Source organism: Lacticigenium naphthae DSM 19658 (genome assembly GCF_000425865.1).
In the GTDB taxonomy this organism is placed as follows: Bacteria; Bacillota; Bacilli; order Lactobacillales; family Carnobacteriaceae_A; genus Lacticigenium; species Lacticigenium naphthae.
In genome coordinates, this window is sequence record NZ_AUEG01000016.1 from 1 (window position 1) to 16,085 (window position 16,085).

Below are 16,085 nucleotides of genomic sequence, written 5' to 3' on the forward strand. Positions count from 1 at the left end.
TGACTTCTCGCCATTCGTTGTTACTACTAAGCGCTGACGAGACCTCCCCGGGTAAGAACGACAACCTTCTGCTCATGTCACTGCTCCATTTACTGTACAGGATTCGGGCAGTATCGGACTTCGCTTTGTTTGGCAAGCTCATCCGTCCTGATTCAGCCTTTGTATGAAGTTTCTGTTCGTCAGTGCAAGCATTTGCGTCCGTCTTCCTTCAGATTCCGCCTCACGGCGGACACCCTTGACTTTCGCTAACAGTTCCTACTGCCAAGTCTGTAGTGGACTTTCACCACCAAGTTGTCGCCCATGCCGGGCGCACCAACAAAAAAAGGAAACCAATAGTATTGGTTTCCTTTTGATCATTTAGTAAAATCAAATAATTTAATATGTTTTGAAGTATCGATCTTTTTCCCATTGAGTAACGGATTTCTTATAGGACGCCCAGTCTCTTTCTTTTGCAATAATAAATCTTTCTAATATATGCTCTCCTAGAGCTTCTTGAATAATTTTATCCCCTTTTAAAGCTTTCAAAGCTTGATTTAGCGATTGTGGCAATGATTCGATTTCATTTTCATACCGTTCAATCGTAGTCATCGAATAAATGTCCTTGTTTACCGGAGCTGGTACGGATTTTGCTTGCTTGATCCCCTCTAAACCAGCTTTTAGTAAAACACTCAATGCTAAATATGGATTAGCTGCTGGATCTACACTCCGTAGTTCTATACGTGTTGAATTCCCTCTTGAGGAGGGAACGCGCACCAGGGGCGACCGATTCGTGCCACTCCAAGCAACATAAACAGGTGCCTCATAACCAGGCGTCAAGCGTTTATATGAATTGACCAAAGGATTACAGATTGCGGTATAAGCTTTTGCATGTTCTAAAATGCCGCCCATAAACTGGTAAGCAGTATTACTTAATCCTTCCTCATCGTTTTCATCATAGAATGCATTGCCTTTTTCGTTAAATAGTGACATATTAAAATGCATCCCTGAACCACTGATATCTTCTACTGGTTTAGGCATGAAGCTCGCAAATAATCCGTGTTTGCGTGCAACAGTTTTTACAATCATTTTAAATGTTTGAATATTGTCACATGCTTCGACAGCATCAGCATATTTCCAATCAATCTCATGTTGCCCTGGTGCAGCTTCATGATGACTTGCCTCAATTTCAAATCCTAAAGCTTCTAATTCTAAAACGATGTCTCGCCTACAATTTTCTCCGAGATCCGTTGGGGCAAAATCAAAGTAGCCGCCATGATCATTTAGTTCTCTAGTAGGTTGGCCTTCGTCATTTAACTTGAATAAGAAAAATTCTGGTTCGGGACCTAAATTGAATTCAGTGAAACCAGCTTGTTTCATTTCTTTTAAAATTCTTTTTAAATTGCTTCTTGGATCTCCTTCAAAAGGTGTCTCGTCTGTATTGTATACGTCACAGATAAACCGTGCGACTTTTCCGCCTTCCCCTACAGTCCAAGGGAAAATTAACCAAGTAGATAAATCCGGGTACAGAAGCATATCGCTTTTGTCTATATCTACAAATCCATCAATCGAAGAACCGTCAAAAGCCATTTCATTATTTAATACTTTTCCTAACTGACTTATTGGAACTTCGACATTTTTTACAATTCCGTCGATATCTGTAAACATGAGTCGTAAAAATCGGACATTTTCCTCTTTTGCTTGCTTACTAATTTCTTGCTTGGTATAGGGTGACATTTTTTTGCACACCGTCCCTTTCTAAGTTAGTTTATTCATACATTACGCTAAAGTAAAATAACTTAAGAGTCAAATGGTATGCATCAAAAATCATTCTTAAAAATATAATTCTTTCACTGCAAAGCTTACAGCTAATTTTACATGTTCATAAGTCAATCCACCTTGTAGATAGATAGTAAAAGGTGGACGGATAGGTCCATCCGCAGATAATTCGATGCTGGCACCTTGAACAAATGTCCCGGCTGCCATTATAATGTCATCTTCATACCCAGGCATGTATCCTCCTATTGGCAACACATGAGCATCTATAGGAGAATATTTTTGGATTGTTTGAATGAATTTCACCATCTGTTCTTTTGTTTTTAAATCAACCGATTGAATCAAATCGGTACGAAATCCATCCCAATTGGGTTCAGTTTTCACACCCAGGCGTTCCAACAATCCCGCCGTATAAATCGCGCCTTTTAAGGCTTCTCCAACCACGTGTGGTGCTAGAAAAAAACCTTGGTACATATCAGCTAATACATCTATTGACGCTCCTGCTTCTCTCCCGATTCCAGGACTCGTTAATCGATAAGCACATTTTTCTACTAAGTTTTTCCGTCCAGCAATATAACCACCTGTTTTTGCTAAACCTCCACCGGGGTTCTTAATTAGAGAACCTGCTATCAGATCTGCACCTATTTGTGTTGGCTCTTTCTCCTCAACAAATTCTCCATAACAGTTGTCCACAAAAACAATACAATCTGGTGAAATTTCTCTAACTTTTTGAATCATCTCTTCAATCTCTTTAATAGTAAATGAAGGTCTTGACGCATAACCTCTCGATCGTTGAATCGCTACAACTTTCGTTTCCGCAGTTAGTTTATTTCTCACTTCCTTGTAGTCAACTTTGCCTGTAGATGTTAGTGGGATGCTATCAAATCCTATTTGGTACTCCTTGAAAGAACCTATCCCATTTCCACTTAGGCCGACTACTTCCTGTAAAGTGTCATATGGTTCGCCAGTAATATATAATAAATCATCCCCAGGACGTAGGACTCCAAAAAGCGCAGTTGCTATAGCATGTGTCCCCGAAATGATTTGTGATCGTACAATTGCGGACTCTGCCCCAAATACATCAGCATAAATTCTGTCTAAGGTATCTCTTCCCAAATCATCATAACCATAACCTGTTGTACCAAGTAAATGAGCTTGAGAGACCTTGTGTTTTCTGAAACTTTTCAGCACATTATTCTGATGATACAGTACTTGTTCATGAATCTGTGTTTTTTTTTGTTCAATTTGCTTTTCAGTTTCTCTTATTGTTTCTGCTAATTCCGCTCCGAACATTTGCTCACTACTCATTGAGTTCTCCTATCCACTTCGATTCTTTTTTTGCATATCCTTTCGCTAAATAGACTCCTTTTTCTGGGTCATAGGGTTGTTCTTCCAAAAAGGTTTGTTCCCTTAATTGAACCAATAAATCTCCTTTATCCGAAGGAATCTCTAATTCATAAGGAACCAATATAGTTTTCAAAGTTTTCATTATTTCTTCTTGTAACTTTTCGATATCTTTAGTATCTTGAGCTGATATTAAAATATTCGGAAAAATTCCAGGGTGGAAGTCAGTTGCTAAATCTTTTTTATTATAAACTGTTATTCGCGGAATATCTTGCATATCCAATTCGTTTATTAAGCCCAGAACTGTTTTTTCATGACCATCTAAATCTTTTGCAGAAGCATCCAATACATGAATCAATAAATCGACTTCTTTCGTTTCTTCTAAGGTAGATTGAAAAGACTCGATCAATTGTGTCGGCAAATCTTGAATGAATCCAACCGTATCTGTTAACGTCACTTTCATTCCAGTCGGTAAAACCATTTGACGTGTGAGAGGGTCTAATGTAGCAAACAACTGATCTTTTTCGTACGTTTGTGCATCAGTCAGTGAGTTTAATAAAGTTGATTTTCCAGCATTAGTATATCCGATCAAACCTATTTGGAAAACTCCACTCGCTTTTCTTTGACTTCTACTTCTTTCTCTATGTTCTTCAATTTTTTTCAGCTCGTGTTTGATATCTGTGATTTGGTTTTGAATGTGTCTACGGTCTGTTTCTAACTTCGTTTCTCCGGGACCTCTTGTCCCAATCCCCCCACCTAATCTGGAAAGATTGACACCTTGACCGGATAATCTTGGTAGTAAGTAATGCAACTGGGCCAATTGTACTTGCAAACGTCCTTCTTTACTTTTGGCTCTCACTGCAAAAATATCAAGTATCAATTGCACACGATCGATTACTTTTAAATCGATCACTTCTTGAATATTTCGAACTTGGCTAGGTGAAAGTTCTTCATTAAAGACAACCGTTGTAGCTTCAGCTTCTTCTGCTAAGTCTTTTAACTCATTTAATTTTCCTTTACCAATGTACGTTTTAGAATCTCTTTTCTCTCTTTTTTGCGTTACTTCCCCTACAATTTCGCCCCCAGCATTTTCTGCCAATAGTTTTAATTCTAGCAAAGAATACTCAAATCGATCGTCTGGCTGTTTAGTCTGAATACCTACAATAATAACTTTTTCATAATTTTTTTTAATTCCCATTATTTTACTCTCCTCTGTTTTCAAGAAATATAGCGACTCGTTTTTTTATATTATTGATCTCCTGAGGTCTTTCGATCAAGTCTGCCCATTGTGTTACTTCAACACGATTCCTAAACCAAGTCAATTGTCGCTTGGCATAACGTCTTGAATTCTGTTTGATTGTTTCGACTGCATTCTCAAGCGTCACCGTTCCATCAAAGTATGAGAACAGTTCCTTATACCCAATTCCTCTACTAGCTTGGGGAACGGTTGCTCTTATTTCCCACAAAGCTCTTGCCTCATCTAGTAATCCATCCTGCATCATCCAATCGACTCTTGTGTTGATCCGCTCGTACAACATAGATCGGTCAGTAGTTAAGGCAATCGTGTAACTATCATAAAGAGAGTCTGTTTTTTCTTGTTGCAAGTCAGAGTATTTTTCCCCGCTTGTGTGAATAACTTCTAAGGCTCGAATGACTCGTCGTCGATTGTTTGCGTGGATAGTTTCAGCAGCTTTAGAGTCTTTTGTTTTCAATTCTTCCCACAAAATTTGATTTCCTGCTTTATCTGCTAATTCATTTTTTTCTTTTCTAAATTGGCTATCTTTTTGACTACCCTTTCCGTGTGAAACATTATAAAGCAAAGATTCAATATATAATCCTGTTCCTCCTACTATAATAGGCACTCGATTTCTTTTTGTGATTTCTTTGATTTTTTCCCGTGCTTCCTTTTGAAAATCCGCTACTGAATACTCTTCGGTCACCTCTTTTGTATCAATAAGATGGTGTGGGACCCCTTCAGCTTCTTCGTTGGTCACTTTTGCAGTCCCAACATCTAACGTTTGATAAATTTGCATCGAATCGCCACTAATAATTTCGCCGTCAAATTGTTTTGCTAATTCTATGCCCAAACGGGTTTTTCCGACAGCAGTCGGACCCACAATTACGATTACTTTCATTTTCAACTTTTTTCTCCTTTAGTTATCTATATAATTGCATATTTTAATTTTTTACATTAATTAAGTATTGCCATTATAACATATCCGTTCATTACCTTTAAATTTCTAAAATTAAAAGACTTTCACTTTACTAAAGGAACGTATGTTCGTATAATTAGAAGAGAGAAGGAGGTGCTTAAAAATGATCGATATGGATTATTCCGCTGAGCCAAGGAGAGATATACTGTGCATTGACGTAAAATCTTTTTTCGCATCAGTTGAATCTGCAAAAAGAGGGATTCACCCACTCGAATCTTATATTGTAGTGATGAGTAAACCAAATCAGGAAGGCGGGCTTGTTTTAGCGGCTTCTCCGCGAGTAAAAAAAGAATTTAATATTAGAACCGGTTCTCGGAGATTTGAGATCCCTTTCTCTTCTCCTATTCAGATCGTAGAGCCTCGAATGAGTTTATATATAAAAGTAAACTTAATGATCATTGACATTTTCAGAGAGTTTGTATCCAATGAAGATTTGCATGTATATAGTATTGATGAATCTTTCTTGGATGTTACACACTCAAAAAAACTGTATGGAAGCACCAATGAAATCGCCAAAAAAATTCAAGAAAAAATTTGGAGGAAGTTGCACCTGATTGTCACTATAGGGATCGGTGATAATCCCTTATTAGCAAAGTTGGCACTCGATAACGAAGCCAAAAACGATCAGAGTAATCGCTATATTGCGGAGTGGCACTACGAAGATGTTCGAACTAAAGTATGGAACATCCATCCCTTGAACGATATGTGGGGTATAGGGAGTCGTACAGCTCATAATCTTCACTTACTAGGAATTGATTCTGTTTATCAACTCTCTCAATATGATGTAAAAAAGTTAAAAAAATTATATGGAGTTATTGGCGAGCAACTTTTCTACCATACACATGGAATTGATCGTAGCATCCTGTCTCGAAAATATACGCCAATTTCCCATTCGTATGGGAAAAGTCAAATATTAGACAGAGACTATAAAACTCAAGAAGAAGTCGAGGTCGTTATTCGTGAAATGGCTGATCAAGTTGCGGCTCGTTTGCGGCAGCACCACGCGGAGTCTGGGCTGATTCATATTTCAATCGGCTTCTCAAAAGATATCGTAGTAAAAGGATTCAGTCATCAAATGAAGATCCCTTCAACAAATCAATCGAGAAGAATTATCGAAACCTCCCTGTCTTTATTCAGGAAATATTATGTGAACTATCCTGTTCGCCAAGTATCTATACGGTGTGGAAAAATTCGTCACAAAACAGAATTGCAATTAGATCTATTTGAAGATCCAGAAGAAACAATCACCCGTGAATTATTGGACAATGTTGTAGATCAAGTCCGAAACAAGTATGGTTATGCTTCTCTTGTGCACGCAAGTAGTCTAACAAAAGGAGCCACAGCTATAAAACGAAGCGACTTGGTAGGGGGTCATAAAGGATAAACTTTCTAGTCAAACTCTACACTACTAAAATATTTTATACAAAAACCCCAAAAGTTTACCTTTTGGGGTCGAGTATACTATTTTTACTGTTTAATTTATGATCAACTAAACATAGTTGCAATTCCGATAATGATACTCGAAGCTACAAAGATGATAACAATTAACTTAGCTGTATATTTCCACCAAGTAGTTAAGCTAATTCCTGCGATTGCTAGAGCTCCCATAACTACTCCAGATGTCGGTGTAATCAAGTTAACAATACCACTTGCAGATTGATAAGCAGTAATAACTATGTGTTCAGCAACCCCAACAAATACTCCTAGAGGTCCCATGATCCCCATCGTTGCTGCTGCAAGTCCGGAAGTTGATGGAATCAAGAAGGACATTGGAATATAAAAAATATACGTGAGTACTGAGAACAACACCGGAGATAAACCAGATAGATTTACTTCTCCGAAGTGTAAAATTGTAGCTGTGATGCTTCCTTCATTCATTACCACTTGAATTCCGCGGGCAATAGCTACAACTAAAGCAACACTCATCAAGTCTCTTGCTCCACTCATGAAACTTTCTACAATTTCACCTTCAGGCATGCGATAGAATAAACCAATAATAACAGCCATCATGAAGAATAACATCGTGATTTCCATGAAGTACCAGTCACCTAAAGGAACCATTTGTTGCCCTAGCAGAGTTCCTAACACTGGAATACTCATTAATCCATCATTAAGTGTTTCAAAAATAGTCCAATTTTCATTCAACATTGTCCATGGAACTAATCCAAGAATCATGATGAGGAAAGACAAACCGAATAATGCAATAACAATTTTTTGACGAGAATTCATTTTTTCTTCTGTTTTTTCTATTTTAAATTTTTCTTTATTTTTTTCGAAATCTTCATAGACTAAGGATTTTTCTGGATCTTTTTCGACTTTCATAGCATAGCGATAAACATAAGCAACTGCAATTGCATATAAAACTACGAACATGATCAAACGCCAGATGATTCCTTCTCCTGGACTGATGCCGAGCGCTTGAGAAGCAACCCCTGTTGCAAATGGGTTGACCGTCGAAGCTAGCACCCCAACACCTGCACCTAAGAGAACGACAGAGACAGCTACGAGTGTATCAAATCCCACGGCTATCATGACCGGAATAATCAACGGATAGAATGCGATCGTTTCCTCTGCCATTCCATAAGTTGTTCCACCTAAAGCAAATATAAACATCAAGATAGGAATAAGCATTTTTTCTTTGCCACGATTTGCGCTAACAACTTGAGCGATCCCAGCATCTAATGCACCTGTCTTATCTACAACACCTAAAAATCCACCGATAACTAAGATGAATAATGAAACCTCGATAGCGCCAGGGGTTCCTTCAGTACCAATCATACCTTTTACAGGTGCCATGAATACATCCCAAATCCCTTGGGGTTGTTGATCTACGTAACTAAAGGTCCCAGACATAATACTTCCAGCTTCATCGACTTCATAACTTCCTGCGGGTACAAACCATGTAAGAACAGCCATAATTGCAATGATAATAAATAGAACGGTAAAAGATGAAGGCATGGAAAACAGTTTTTTCTTTACTTTGTCAGTAGTGCTCATTGTATATCCCTCCTGTGAAATATAATAAATTCAAACTACTTAGTGATCACTAAGTAGTTATAATTTTATGACTAAGCAGTTATAATTGTACCACCATTTTCAGAAATTGCAGCTTGAATATTTTCTAAAGAAGTAATGATTGCTTTTGCGTCAGGATTTTTTTCTACAAATTTAATCGCTGCTTCCACTTTCGGTAACATGCTTCCTGCTGCGAATTGTTTTTCTTCTACATATTGTTTCATTTCAGAAAGACTAACTTTCGCCAATTTCTTTTCATCTGGTTTTTGATAGTTGACCATTACATTATCTACCCCAGTTAAGATAACCAATAAATCAGCTTGAATAGTACCTGCTAAGGTTTCAGAAGCAAAATCTTTATCGATGACCGCTTCTACACCAATGTAATCATTATTTTTTTGAATGACAGGTATGCCTCCACCACCAACAGTAATAGGAATGATCCCATTATCCACCAATGTTTGGATAATATTATGCTCTTTTATCCCAATAGGTTTAGGAGAAGGAACGACTTTACGCCATCCGCGTCCAGCATCTTCTATAAATTTAGCTCCTGTTTGTTCCATTTCTTTTTTAGCTTCGTCTTCACTTAAGAATGGGCCAATTGGTTTACTTGGGTTTTTAAAAGCTTGATCTTCTTCACTCACTACAACTTGTGTAATGATAGAAGCTACTTCTTTTTTCAATCCATGTTTTGAGAGTGCTTTAGATAGAGCCATTTGCAGCCAGTAACCGATACTTCCTTGCGTCATCGCTACACATGTATCTAAAGGCATTGCTGGGTTTTTTTTACTGTTTGCAGCTTCTTGTTGAAGTAAAAGGTTCCCGACTTGAGGGCCATTACCATGAGATACTACAATATCGTCTCCGTTTTCCACAAATTGAACAAGATACTCTGCAGTATTTTCAAGCGCTTGTTGCTGCGCCTTAGCAGAAGCATCATCCGTTAAAATTGCATTTCCACCTAAAGCCACGACTACTTTTCTTTTTCCCATAGAATCACTCACTTTCAATAATTTTAAAGACCTGGCTGGATACTATCCAGCCAGTGCCCCATTTCATCTAGTTTTATTATGCTTTAGGTATGAATAAATTACCTAAAGTAGCTGCCATAATTGCTTTGATAGAATGCATGCGGTTTTCTGCTTGGTCAAATTGACGCGCATGTTTACTTCTAAATACTTCGTCAGTTACTTCCATTTCGCCGATTCCGAATTTTTCTTCTACCATTTTAGCTTGGATCGTTTCTGTATCATGGAATGCTGGTAAGCAATGCAAGAGAATCGTTTCGTCTTTTCCAGTAGCTTTCATCATATCCATATTGATTTGGTACGGTGTCAATAAGTTGATTCTTTCTTCATATTTATCTTCTTCACCCATTGAAACCCAAACGTCTGCATAAAGTGCATCTGCTCCTTCAACACCCTTTTTAACGTCATCAGTAATAAGGATTTTACTTCCGGTTTTTTCTGCATATTTCATAGCTTGATCGACTAATTTTTCATCTGGGAATAATGATTCAGGAGAAACAATGTTTATATTGACTCCTAAAATTGCGCCAGTGATCAGTAAGCTATTGGCAACATTATTGCGTCCGTCTCCTGTGTAAGCAAGTGTTAATCCTTCTAATTTCCCAAAATTTTCTTTTAATGTTAAAAAGTCTGCGATCATTTGAGTTGGATGCCATTCATCAGTCAAACCATTCCACACAGGAACGCCTGAATGCTCGGCTAATAGTTCCACATTTTCTTGTTTAAATCCACGGAATTCAATCCCGTCAAACATGCTTCCCAATACTTTAGCAGTATCTTCAACGGATTCTTTTTTACCCAATTGAATATCATCTTTGCCTAAATATTCAGGATGTGCTCCTAAATCAATGGAAGCAACAGTAAATGCTGAACGTGTACGTGTAGAAGATTTTTCAAATAATAAAGCAATATTTTTACCTTCTAAATAACGGTGTGGAACACCTTTTTTCTTCAAATCTTTCAAATGAGCTGAAAAATCAATCAGATAATTTAACTCTTCCTTTGTAAAGTCGATTTCTTTTAGTAAACTACGTCCTTGAAAAATGCTTGTCATAATTCATTCCTCCATTTTTTTGTTTGTTTCTTTCTTTTATAAATATATTATATATCATCTCTTTCTAAAGGCATACTCATACACCGTGGGCCCCCACGACCGCGCACTAGTTCACTGCCTTTAACTTTGATCAATTTTAACCCATGTTCTTCTAGTAATCGGTTAGTAATCGGATTACGATCGTAAACCACAACAACACCGGGTGCAATTGCCAATGTGTTCGATCCATCGTTCCATTGCTCACGAGCGGCTCCAACGATTTCACCACCAGCACAAGGAATCAATGTTACTGAATCTAATCCTAATGCTTCCGCTAAAACTTCATCGAGTTTATTGCTTTCTTTTTCAACGATCTTGATTTCACCATCTTCACCTTGAGTTAATGACAATACACGTAATCCTGCTTGAATTTCTGGATGGATAGTGAACTTGTCATAATCGACCATTGTGAAAACAGTATCTAGATGCATAAATTTACGATGTTCACCGATCATGAAACCTAACACTTCTTCGAAAGCACCTTTTTCAAATACACGTTTTGCAAGTGTTTCAACTGCACGAGCATCTGTACGTTGTGATATACCTATAGCAAGAACTTTTTTCGAAAGGACTAATTCGTCTCCGCCTTCAATCCGATCTTCTTCGTCACGGCTATAGAACTTATCAACATTATCTCCGCCGTATTCTGGATGATATTTGAAGATGTAGTCACCGTAGATCGTTTCGCGGTTACGCGTTTCTGAAAACATTTGGTTGATGGTCACACCGTTAGCCATTGTTGCAAATGGGTCACGTGTGAAGTATAGGTTTGGCATTGGATCAACCAAAAATGGATAATCCGTTTCAATCAAGTCTGCTAACGAGTTTAAATGTTCGGTACTGATTTCTGATTTTTTGAACCCTTCCATTGTCTTAAGAACCATCTCAAAAGTATCCATTTCTAATAGCTTTTCTATTACAATAGCTTTTACGTTTTCTGATACGATACCAGTTTCTGAGATCCATTTGTCAACAAATTGTTCTTTAACATTTCCAGCATCAATTGCCTCTGCAGCTAATTTTTCTAAATAGAATACTTCTACTCCATTTTCGCGTAGTGCTTCAGCAAAAGCATCATGCTCAGCTTGAGCTCCTTCAAGATATGGAATATCATCGAACAGTAATCTGTCTAGATAATCGGGCATCAAGTTTTCCAACTCTTTACCTGGACGGTGAATACAAACTTTTTTAAGTTTTCCTATTTCAGAAAAAACATGAATCGGTTTAGTTTGTTCTGTCATTACTTTTCCTCCTCTATTTTTGGTACGACTTTATGATAGCATTTTCACCAGCAAAATGTAAGCCCTCTCTTTAGCGTATGGATAGCGATTGTTTGTATTTTTGTTTAAAAATCCATTTTTTTGTATATTAAACCAATTTTACGGACTGTTTAGTGGATATACAGCTAAATATTCATCAAATATTTAAACTAAATATTCTATAAGAAATAAATTAGAATTCTCTTAAATACTGTACAAACACCTATATATCGACATTCATAGATATATAAATTCTTTACAACAAATTTTTTATTGAAGGTTTCTTTTCCCAATATCGCTACGAAACTTTATGCTTTTTAGATTGTTTTTTTCCAAACAAGAATGATTTCTTGTGAATTAGTTATTTATTTTCGAACTGTAGTCTATGTATAAAAAAAGACTCCTAAAAAAGGAATCTTTTGTCTTGGAATCAATATTTACTTTTCTTGATCTTTCCATCCCACTTAGAATAGCCATTTTTCAAACGGTAAAGTTGAGTATAGCCATTTTTCTTTAAATATAAAGACGCACGAGAAGAAATAGCTTTCTTTTCATCATATAAATAAATAGGTGTATCTTTTCTTAATTCATTCATTCGTTGTTTAAGTTGAGTATATGGAACATTCCTTGCTCCTAATATATGTCCAGCATCGAAATCAGCTTTTTCTCGCACATCAACAATTTGAACCTTACGCATATTTTCTTTAAATTCTTCGTTTGTTAGTTCATCGGCAGCATTTTTCCTTCGAAAATACTGTATGATTTCATAGATTGCCCAAACAATTATGGCTCCCCATAAAATTGTGTTGATAATGGTCATTATGTCCAAAACAAAGTTCCCCTTTCAAAAATCACTCTCTAAATAATTATTTTACACAATCTTCTCTTATTAATCTACCTTTTTTTATAATCTTGTTGAATAAAGGGGACCATAGTTTTGTTTTCTACATCGACAAAAAATTCATTCCGCCAACCGTACAATACGAATTTCTCGTTTTCTGAAAGACTGATGGGTGCATAGTCAGGGACATCGATGATCGATTCGATCGTCCCATTTTCAAAGTCTAGCTCTACTAACTCAAAATCCCCAGACTCAGATTCAAGTTGTACAGTTTCTTTCGAAATCACTGCTAGAATTTTACCTCCACGATTACTTTGGTCGATATAAGGAAAAATTAATCGATCATTCATTGTCACTTTTGGAATAGTTAGAAAATCACCTTCTACCATAAAGGGAAATTCATATGTCAGAAGCATATCATCTTCAGATATATCGGATGAGGTAAATGCTATAAAAGTATCTTCATGCAAGAAAAAGTCAGAAACTTCATAATTAATAAGTAAATCTCCGCCTTCATTGCGTAAATCGCCTAAATAAAGATGCCCCGCTTCGAGACTAGAGTCTCCTTGATTATCGACGTACAAATAAAGATTAGAAGAATACCACTTTGGATTTAATGAAGGGGTAACTATTTCTGTTAACTCATTTGTTTCACTATTCCAGATATTCGTTACAACCTCTTCTTCTGTATCATTATAATCATAGTAAGATAAAAACAGTAATTTATCATTGTCTTTATTCCAATCTGTAGTCAAATATCCATTTGTTGGTAAGGTGTTCTCACTGATTGTATTCCCTTCAAAATCTACAATATTAATTAGCGAACTATTCTCTTCTACAGTTTGTAAAAAGATCAATTTTTGATCTTTTAATATGTTTGTAGTTAAAAAATATGAAGGCTTTTCAATAATTTTTTTCATTTCACCAGACTGTATATGGTAGCTGAAAAGAACGTCCCCTTTTTCATCCCCAGTATGAACAAGCACTTCTTCGTCTGTTAACCAACCTACAATTTTTCTAAAATTTTCCTCTGGTATATCCAAAGTTTCTACGGTAATCAACTCATCAGTAGGTGGTGCTTCCTCTGGTTCATTGGTACAACCAGTAAGATAGAGCACACTAAAAAAAAGAATGATAAAACTACCTTTATTCTGTTTTAACTGGTTCCATCCCATTTTTTCACCAACTTCACTTAAATCTTATTGTCCTTATGGAAATTATACCATAATCGTTTCTACTTTTAGATTGAACTGCTCATATAAAAACAGCAACTTCCTATCACATTGATCAGTGTGATGGGAAGTTGCCTTTTTTATAAAAATCAATTATTTGCGATTATTCACTTAATTCTGGTTTGAATTTTCTCACTAAAGAACTTGCTCCGATAATTCCTGCATCGTTGCCTAATTCTGCTAGACGAATAGTTGTAGTTGCACGAATCGTAGGGAAAGAAAATGAATTGAAATATTCTTGAACTCTCTCTAATAAAAATGTCCCTGCCTGGGATACTCCTCCGCCTAAAACTATGGAAGCAGGATTCAAAATATTTGCAATATTACCACAAGCTAATCCGAGATAAAAACTGACTTTGTCTACAACTTTTAAAGCTAGCTCATCCCCATTTTTGGCTGCGTCGAATACATCTTTAGCGTCAATGAGTTGTCCATCATCAATACTGTATTTGAGGTTTGAGTCTCCCGCATATTCATCTGCCATATCCCGTGCTAAACGAACTACACCAGTTGCACTTGCAACGGTTTCTAAACAACCTTTTTTCCCGCATGTACATTCGTATCCATTAGGATCTACGGTTATATGGCCAATTTCTCCAGCTGCACCGCCTGCTCCGTGTAGCAGACGACCATCCGCGATGATTCCTCCACCCACACCTGTTCCTAACGTTACAAAAACTACGTCTGGTTCGTTATTTCCAGCACCTAACCACTGTTCCCCTAATGCTGCAACATTGGCATCATTATCGATCACAAACGGTATATGTGTGCCATCTTCAATTAATTTCTTGACCGGTTGGAGGGTTTTCCAGTTCAGATTGTAAGCACCTATGACAGTACCTTTGATATTATCTGTAGTCCCCGGCGATCCCATTCCGATTCCAATAAAGTCTTCTGATTTTAAACTATATTTTTCTAAATGTTCATTAATAGAAGCTATTATAGTAGGAACAATATGTTGACCTTCATCCGTAATATCAGTAGGTTCACTCCATTTCGTTTGAATTTCTCCTTCCTCAGTTAAAATTGCAAACTTAATAGTTGTTCCACCTAAATCAATTCCGATAATTTTCTTGCTCATTTTCAGTCCTCCTTATATAATTTCATTTATTTAATTTAATAAAAAGCCTAAATACAGTAAAACACCTAGAGTAATTGCAAATAAACCACCATGAATGATACGCTGTTGTAATTTGTCTGGAGAATACACTCTTTTAATAGCTACATGAGCCATAAAATAGCCTCCAATCAACCCTCCAACATGACCAGCCATATCGGTAGTGGGGTTAAATAAACCAAAAACTAAGTTGATAACTATTAATACCGTAAAATTTTTCGCTAACGATTGAATCGCAGGATTACGTTGATTATATTTTGCTAAAACAATAGTACTTGCAAAAAGACCAAATAGGGCCGTACTTGCACCTGCTGAGACGGCAGAACTAAAAGCAAAACTAGCTACATTCCCCATAATTCCACTAAGTATATAAATTAAAAAGTATCTCCAATGACCGTATACATTCTCTAATTGTGTCCCTAAATAATAAAGAATAATTGAATTCATCACTAAGTGCATGGTGCCAATGTGCAAAAACATGGGCGTAACAAATCGGAACCACTCTCCTTCTAAAATTAAGGGAGTAAATTTTGCACCATATCTAATTAAAGTGTAGAGATTAGTTGAACCTCCATCAATTGTCATCATTAAAAAAAGCACTAGTTGAATAGTCAAGAAGCCATAAGTAATAAACGGGTTGTTCAGCATTCTTCTCGTTCTTATTTTTGAAAGATTACTCACAAGGAAAATCCTTTCTATTAGAGATAAACATATTTATGAAAAAATTATACCATATATATTAAAGGATAAAATAAAAGAAATTATTTACCTATTGTTAGCGTTACCTAAAAAAAATAAAAAAAACCAGGTTTCCCTGGTTTTTCACGTAAGATTACTTTGTTTCACGATGTAACGTAATACGGCGTTCACGTGGGCAATATTTTTTCGCTTCCAAACGTTCTGGATTGTTACGTTTGTTTTTAGTCGAAATATAGTTGCGTTCTTTGCATTCTGTACATTCAAGAGTAATATTTACGCGCATGGTTTTCCCTCCAAACGAATACAATAGTGAAGGATACTTTTATCCCTCCGACTTCAACATGATACCATGTTTTTTTACTTTTAACCAGTTTTTTTTTATTTTGTAAAGTTTTTTTACTTTACATTTAAATGAAAGTGAAAATTAGTCTTCTTTAGAGCCGTCAACTATGATAGAATTTTAAAGAATGAAAACAAAGGAGTGGAAAT

Annotated in this window: 14 protein-coding genes; 1 reads left to right on the forward strand and 13 read right to left on the reverse strand. The window is 36.5% G+C overall.

The annotated features are described in order from the left end of the window. Positions 1-375: 375 nt before the first annotated feature. The 4 genes from glnA to miaA all read right to left on the reverse strand — a co-directional run bounded on the left by glnA (position 376) and on the right by miaA (position 5,231). Positions 376-1,713: a type I glutamate--ammonia ligase gene (gene glnA, locus H626_RS0108630; protein ID WP_027109007.1), complete on the reverse strand. Its 1,338-nt coding sequence runs from the start codon at positions 1,711-1,713 to the stop codon at positions 376-378. 96 nt (positions 1,714-1,809) lie between these two features. Continuing rightward, the gene (locus H626_RS0108635; protein WP_027109008.1) at positions 1,810-3,060 is read right to left on the reverse strand and encodes a methionine gamma-lyase family protein; all 1,251 of its coding nucleotides are present in this window, start codon (positions 3,058-3,060) and stop codon (positions 1,810-1,812) included. After that, positions 3,053-4,294, reverse strand: coding sequence for a GTPase HflX (hflX, locus tag H626_RS0108640; protein ID WP_027109009.1), 1,242 nt, complete (start codon positions 4,292-4,294; stop codon positions 3,053-3,055). The genes H626_RS0108635 and hflX overlap by 8 nt, the downstream gene beginning before the upstream one ends. Positions 4,295-4,298: 4 nt before the next feature. Further along, positions 4,299-5,231: a tRNA (adenosine(37)-N6)-dimethylallyltransferase MiaA gene (gene miaA, locus H626_RS0108645; protein WP_027109010.1), complete on the reverse strand. Its 933-nt coding sequence runs from the start codon at positions 5,229-5,231 to the stop codon at positions 4,299-4,301. Positions 5,232-5,412: 181 nt separating this feature from the next. Between miaA and H626_RS0108650 the strand changes: the two genes are divergently transcribed. Next, positions 5,413-6,693 carry a Y-family DNA polymerase gene (locus tag H626_RS0108650; protein WP_084140212.1) on the forward strand — a complete coding sequence of 427 codons (1,281 nt, stop codon included), beginning with the start codon at positions 5,413-5,415 and terminating at the stop codon, positions 6,691-6,693. Positions 6,694-6,794: 101 nt separating this feature from the next. Here H626_RS0108650 and H626_RS0108655 read toward each other — a convergent pair whose 3' ends face one another. The 9 genes from H626_RS0108655 to rpmG form a co-directional block, all read right to left on the reverse strand. Then, entirely contained in the window at positions 6,795-8,306 is a 1,512-nt protein-coding gene (locus H626_RS0108655) for a YfcC family protein (RefSeq protein WP_027109012.1), read from the reverse strand. 71 nt (positions 8,307-8,377) lie between these two features. Next, entirely contained in the window at positions 8,378-9,319 is a 942-nt protein-coding gene (gene arcC / locus H626_RS0108660) for a carbamate kinase (RefSeq protein WP_027109013.1), read from the reverse strand. 76 nt (positions 9,320-9,395) lie between these two features. Then, positions 9,396-10,412, reverse strand: a complete 1,017-nt coding sequence (argF, locus tag H626_RS0108665; RefSeq protein WP_169449788.1) for an ornithine carbamoyltransferase — start codon at positions 10,410-10,412, stop codon at positions 9,396-9,398. Between the two features lie 44 nt (positions 10,413-10,456). Next, entirely contained in the window at positions 10,457-11,689 is a 1,233-nt protein-coding gene (arcA, locus tag H626_RS0108670; protein ID WP_027109015.1) for an arginine deiminase, read from the reverse strand. A gap of 448 nt (positions 11,690-12,137) precedes the next feature. Next, entirely contained in the window at positions 12,138-12,527 is a 390-nt protein-coding gene (locus H626_RS0108675; protein WP_035619098.1) for a rhodanese-like domain-containing protein, read from the reverse strand. Positions 12,528-12,601: 74 nt separating this feature from the next. After that, positions 12,602-13,723, reverse strand: a complete 1,122-nt coding sequence (locus H626_RS0108680) for a YqgU-like beta propeller domain-containing protein (RefSeq protein WP_027109017.1) — start codon at positions 13,721-13,723, stop codon at positions 12,602-12,604. Positions 13,724-13,883: 160 nt separating this feature from the next. Then, positions 13,884-14,861 (reverse strand): ROK family glucokinase, encoded by a 978-nt coding sequence (locus H626_RS0108685; RefSeq protein ID WP_027109018.1) that lies wholly within the window; start codon positions 14,859-14,861, stop codon positions 13,884-13,886. A 30-nt stretch (positions 14,862-14,891) separates the two neighbouring features. Continuing rightward, a complete protein-coding gene (locus tag H626_RS0108690; RefSeq protein WP_156883299.1) occupies positions 14,892-15,545 on the reverse strand; it encodes a rhomboid family intramembrane serine protease in 654 nt (217 codons plus the stop codon). A gap of 184 nt (positions 15,546-15,729) precedes the next feature. Continuing rightward, positions 15,730-15,879: a 50S ribosomal protein L33 gene (gene rpmG / locus H626_RS0108695; protein WP_027109020.1), complete on the reverse strand. Its 150-nt coding sequence runs from the start codon at positions 15,877-15,879 to the stop codon at positions 15,730-15,732. Positions 15,880-16,085 lie beyond the last annotated feature (206 nt).

Coding starts and splice junctions, on each gene's coding strand:
- miaA (WP_027109010.1), bottom strand. CDS start 5,231: ATGAAAGTAATCGTAATTGTGGGTCCGACTGCTGTCGGAAAAACCCGT.
- glnA (WP_027109007.1), bottom strand. CDS start 1,713: ATGTCACCCTATACCAAGCAAGAAATTAGTAAGCAAGCAAAAGAGGAA.
- arcC (WP_027109013.1), bottom strand. CDS start 9,319: ATGGGAAAAAGAAAAGTAGTCGTGGCTTTAGGTGGAAATGCAATTTTA.
- H626_RS0108635 (WP_027109008.1), bottom strand. CDS start 3,060: ATGAGTAGTGAGCAAATGTTCGGAGCGGAATTAGCAGAAACAATAAGA.
- arcA (WP_027109015.1), bottom strand. CDS start 11,689: ATGACAGAACAAACTAAACCGATTCATGTTTTTTCTGAAATAGGAAAA.
- H626_RS0108685 (WP_027109018.1), bottom strand. CDS start 14,861: ATGAGCAAGAAAATTATCGGAATTGATTTAGGTGGAACAACTATTAAG.
- rpmG (WP_027109020.1), bottom strand. CDS start 15,879: ATGCGCGTAAATATTACTCTTGAATGTACAGAATGCAAAGAACGCAAC.
- H626_RS0108680 (WP_027109017.1), bottom strand. CDS start 13,723: ATGGGATGGAACCAGTTAAAACAGAATAAAGGTAGTTTTATCATTCTT.
- H626_RS0108690 (WP_156883299.1), bottom strand. CDS start 15,545: ATGCTGAACAACCCGTTTATTACTTATGGCTTCTTGACTATTCAACTA.
- H626_RS0108675 (WP_035619098.1), bottom strand. CDS start 12,527: ATGACCATTATCAACACAATTTTATGGGGAGCCATAATTGTTTGGGCA.
- H626_RS0108655 (WP_027109012.1), bottom strand. CDS start 8,306: ATGAGCACTACTGACAAAGTAAAGAAAAAACTGTTTTCCATGCCTTCA.
- H626_RS0108650 (WP_084140212.1), top strand. CDS start 5,413: ATGATCGATATGGATTATTCCGCTGAGCCAAGGAGAGATATACTGTGC.
- hflX (WP_027109009.1), bottom strand. CDS start 4,294: ATGGGAATTAAAAAAAATTATGAAAAAGTTATTATTGTAGGTATTCAG.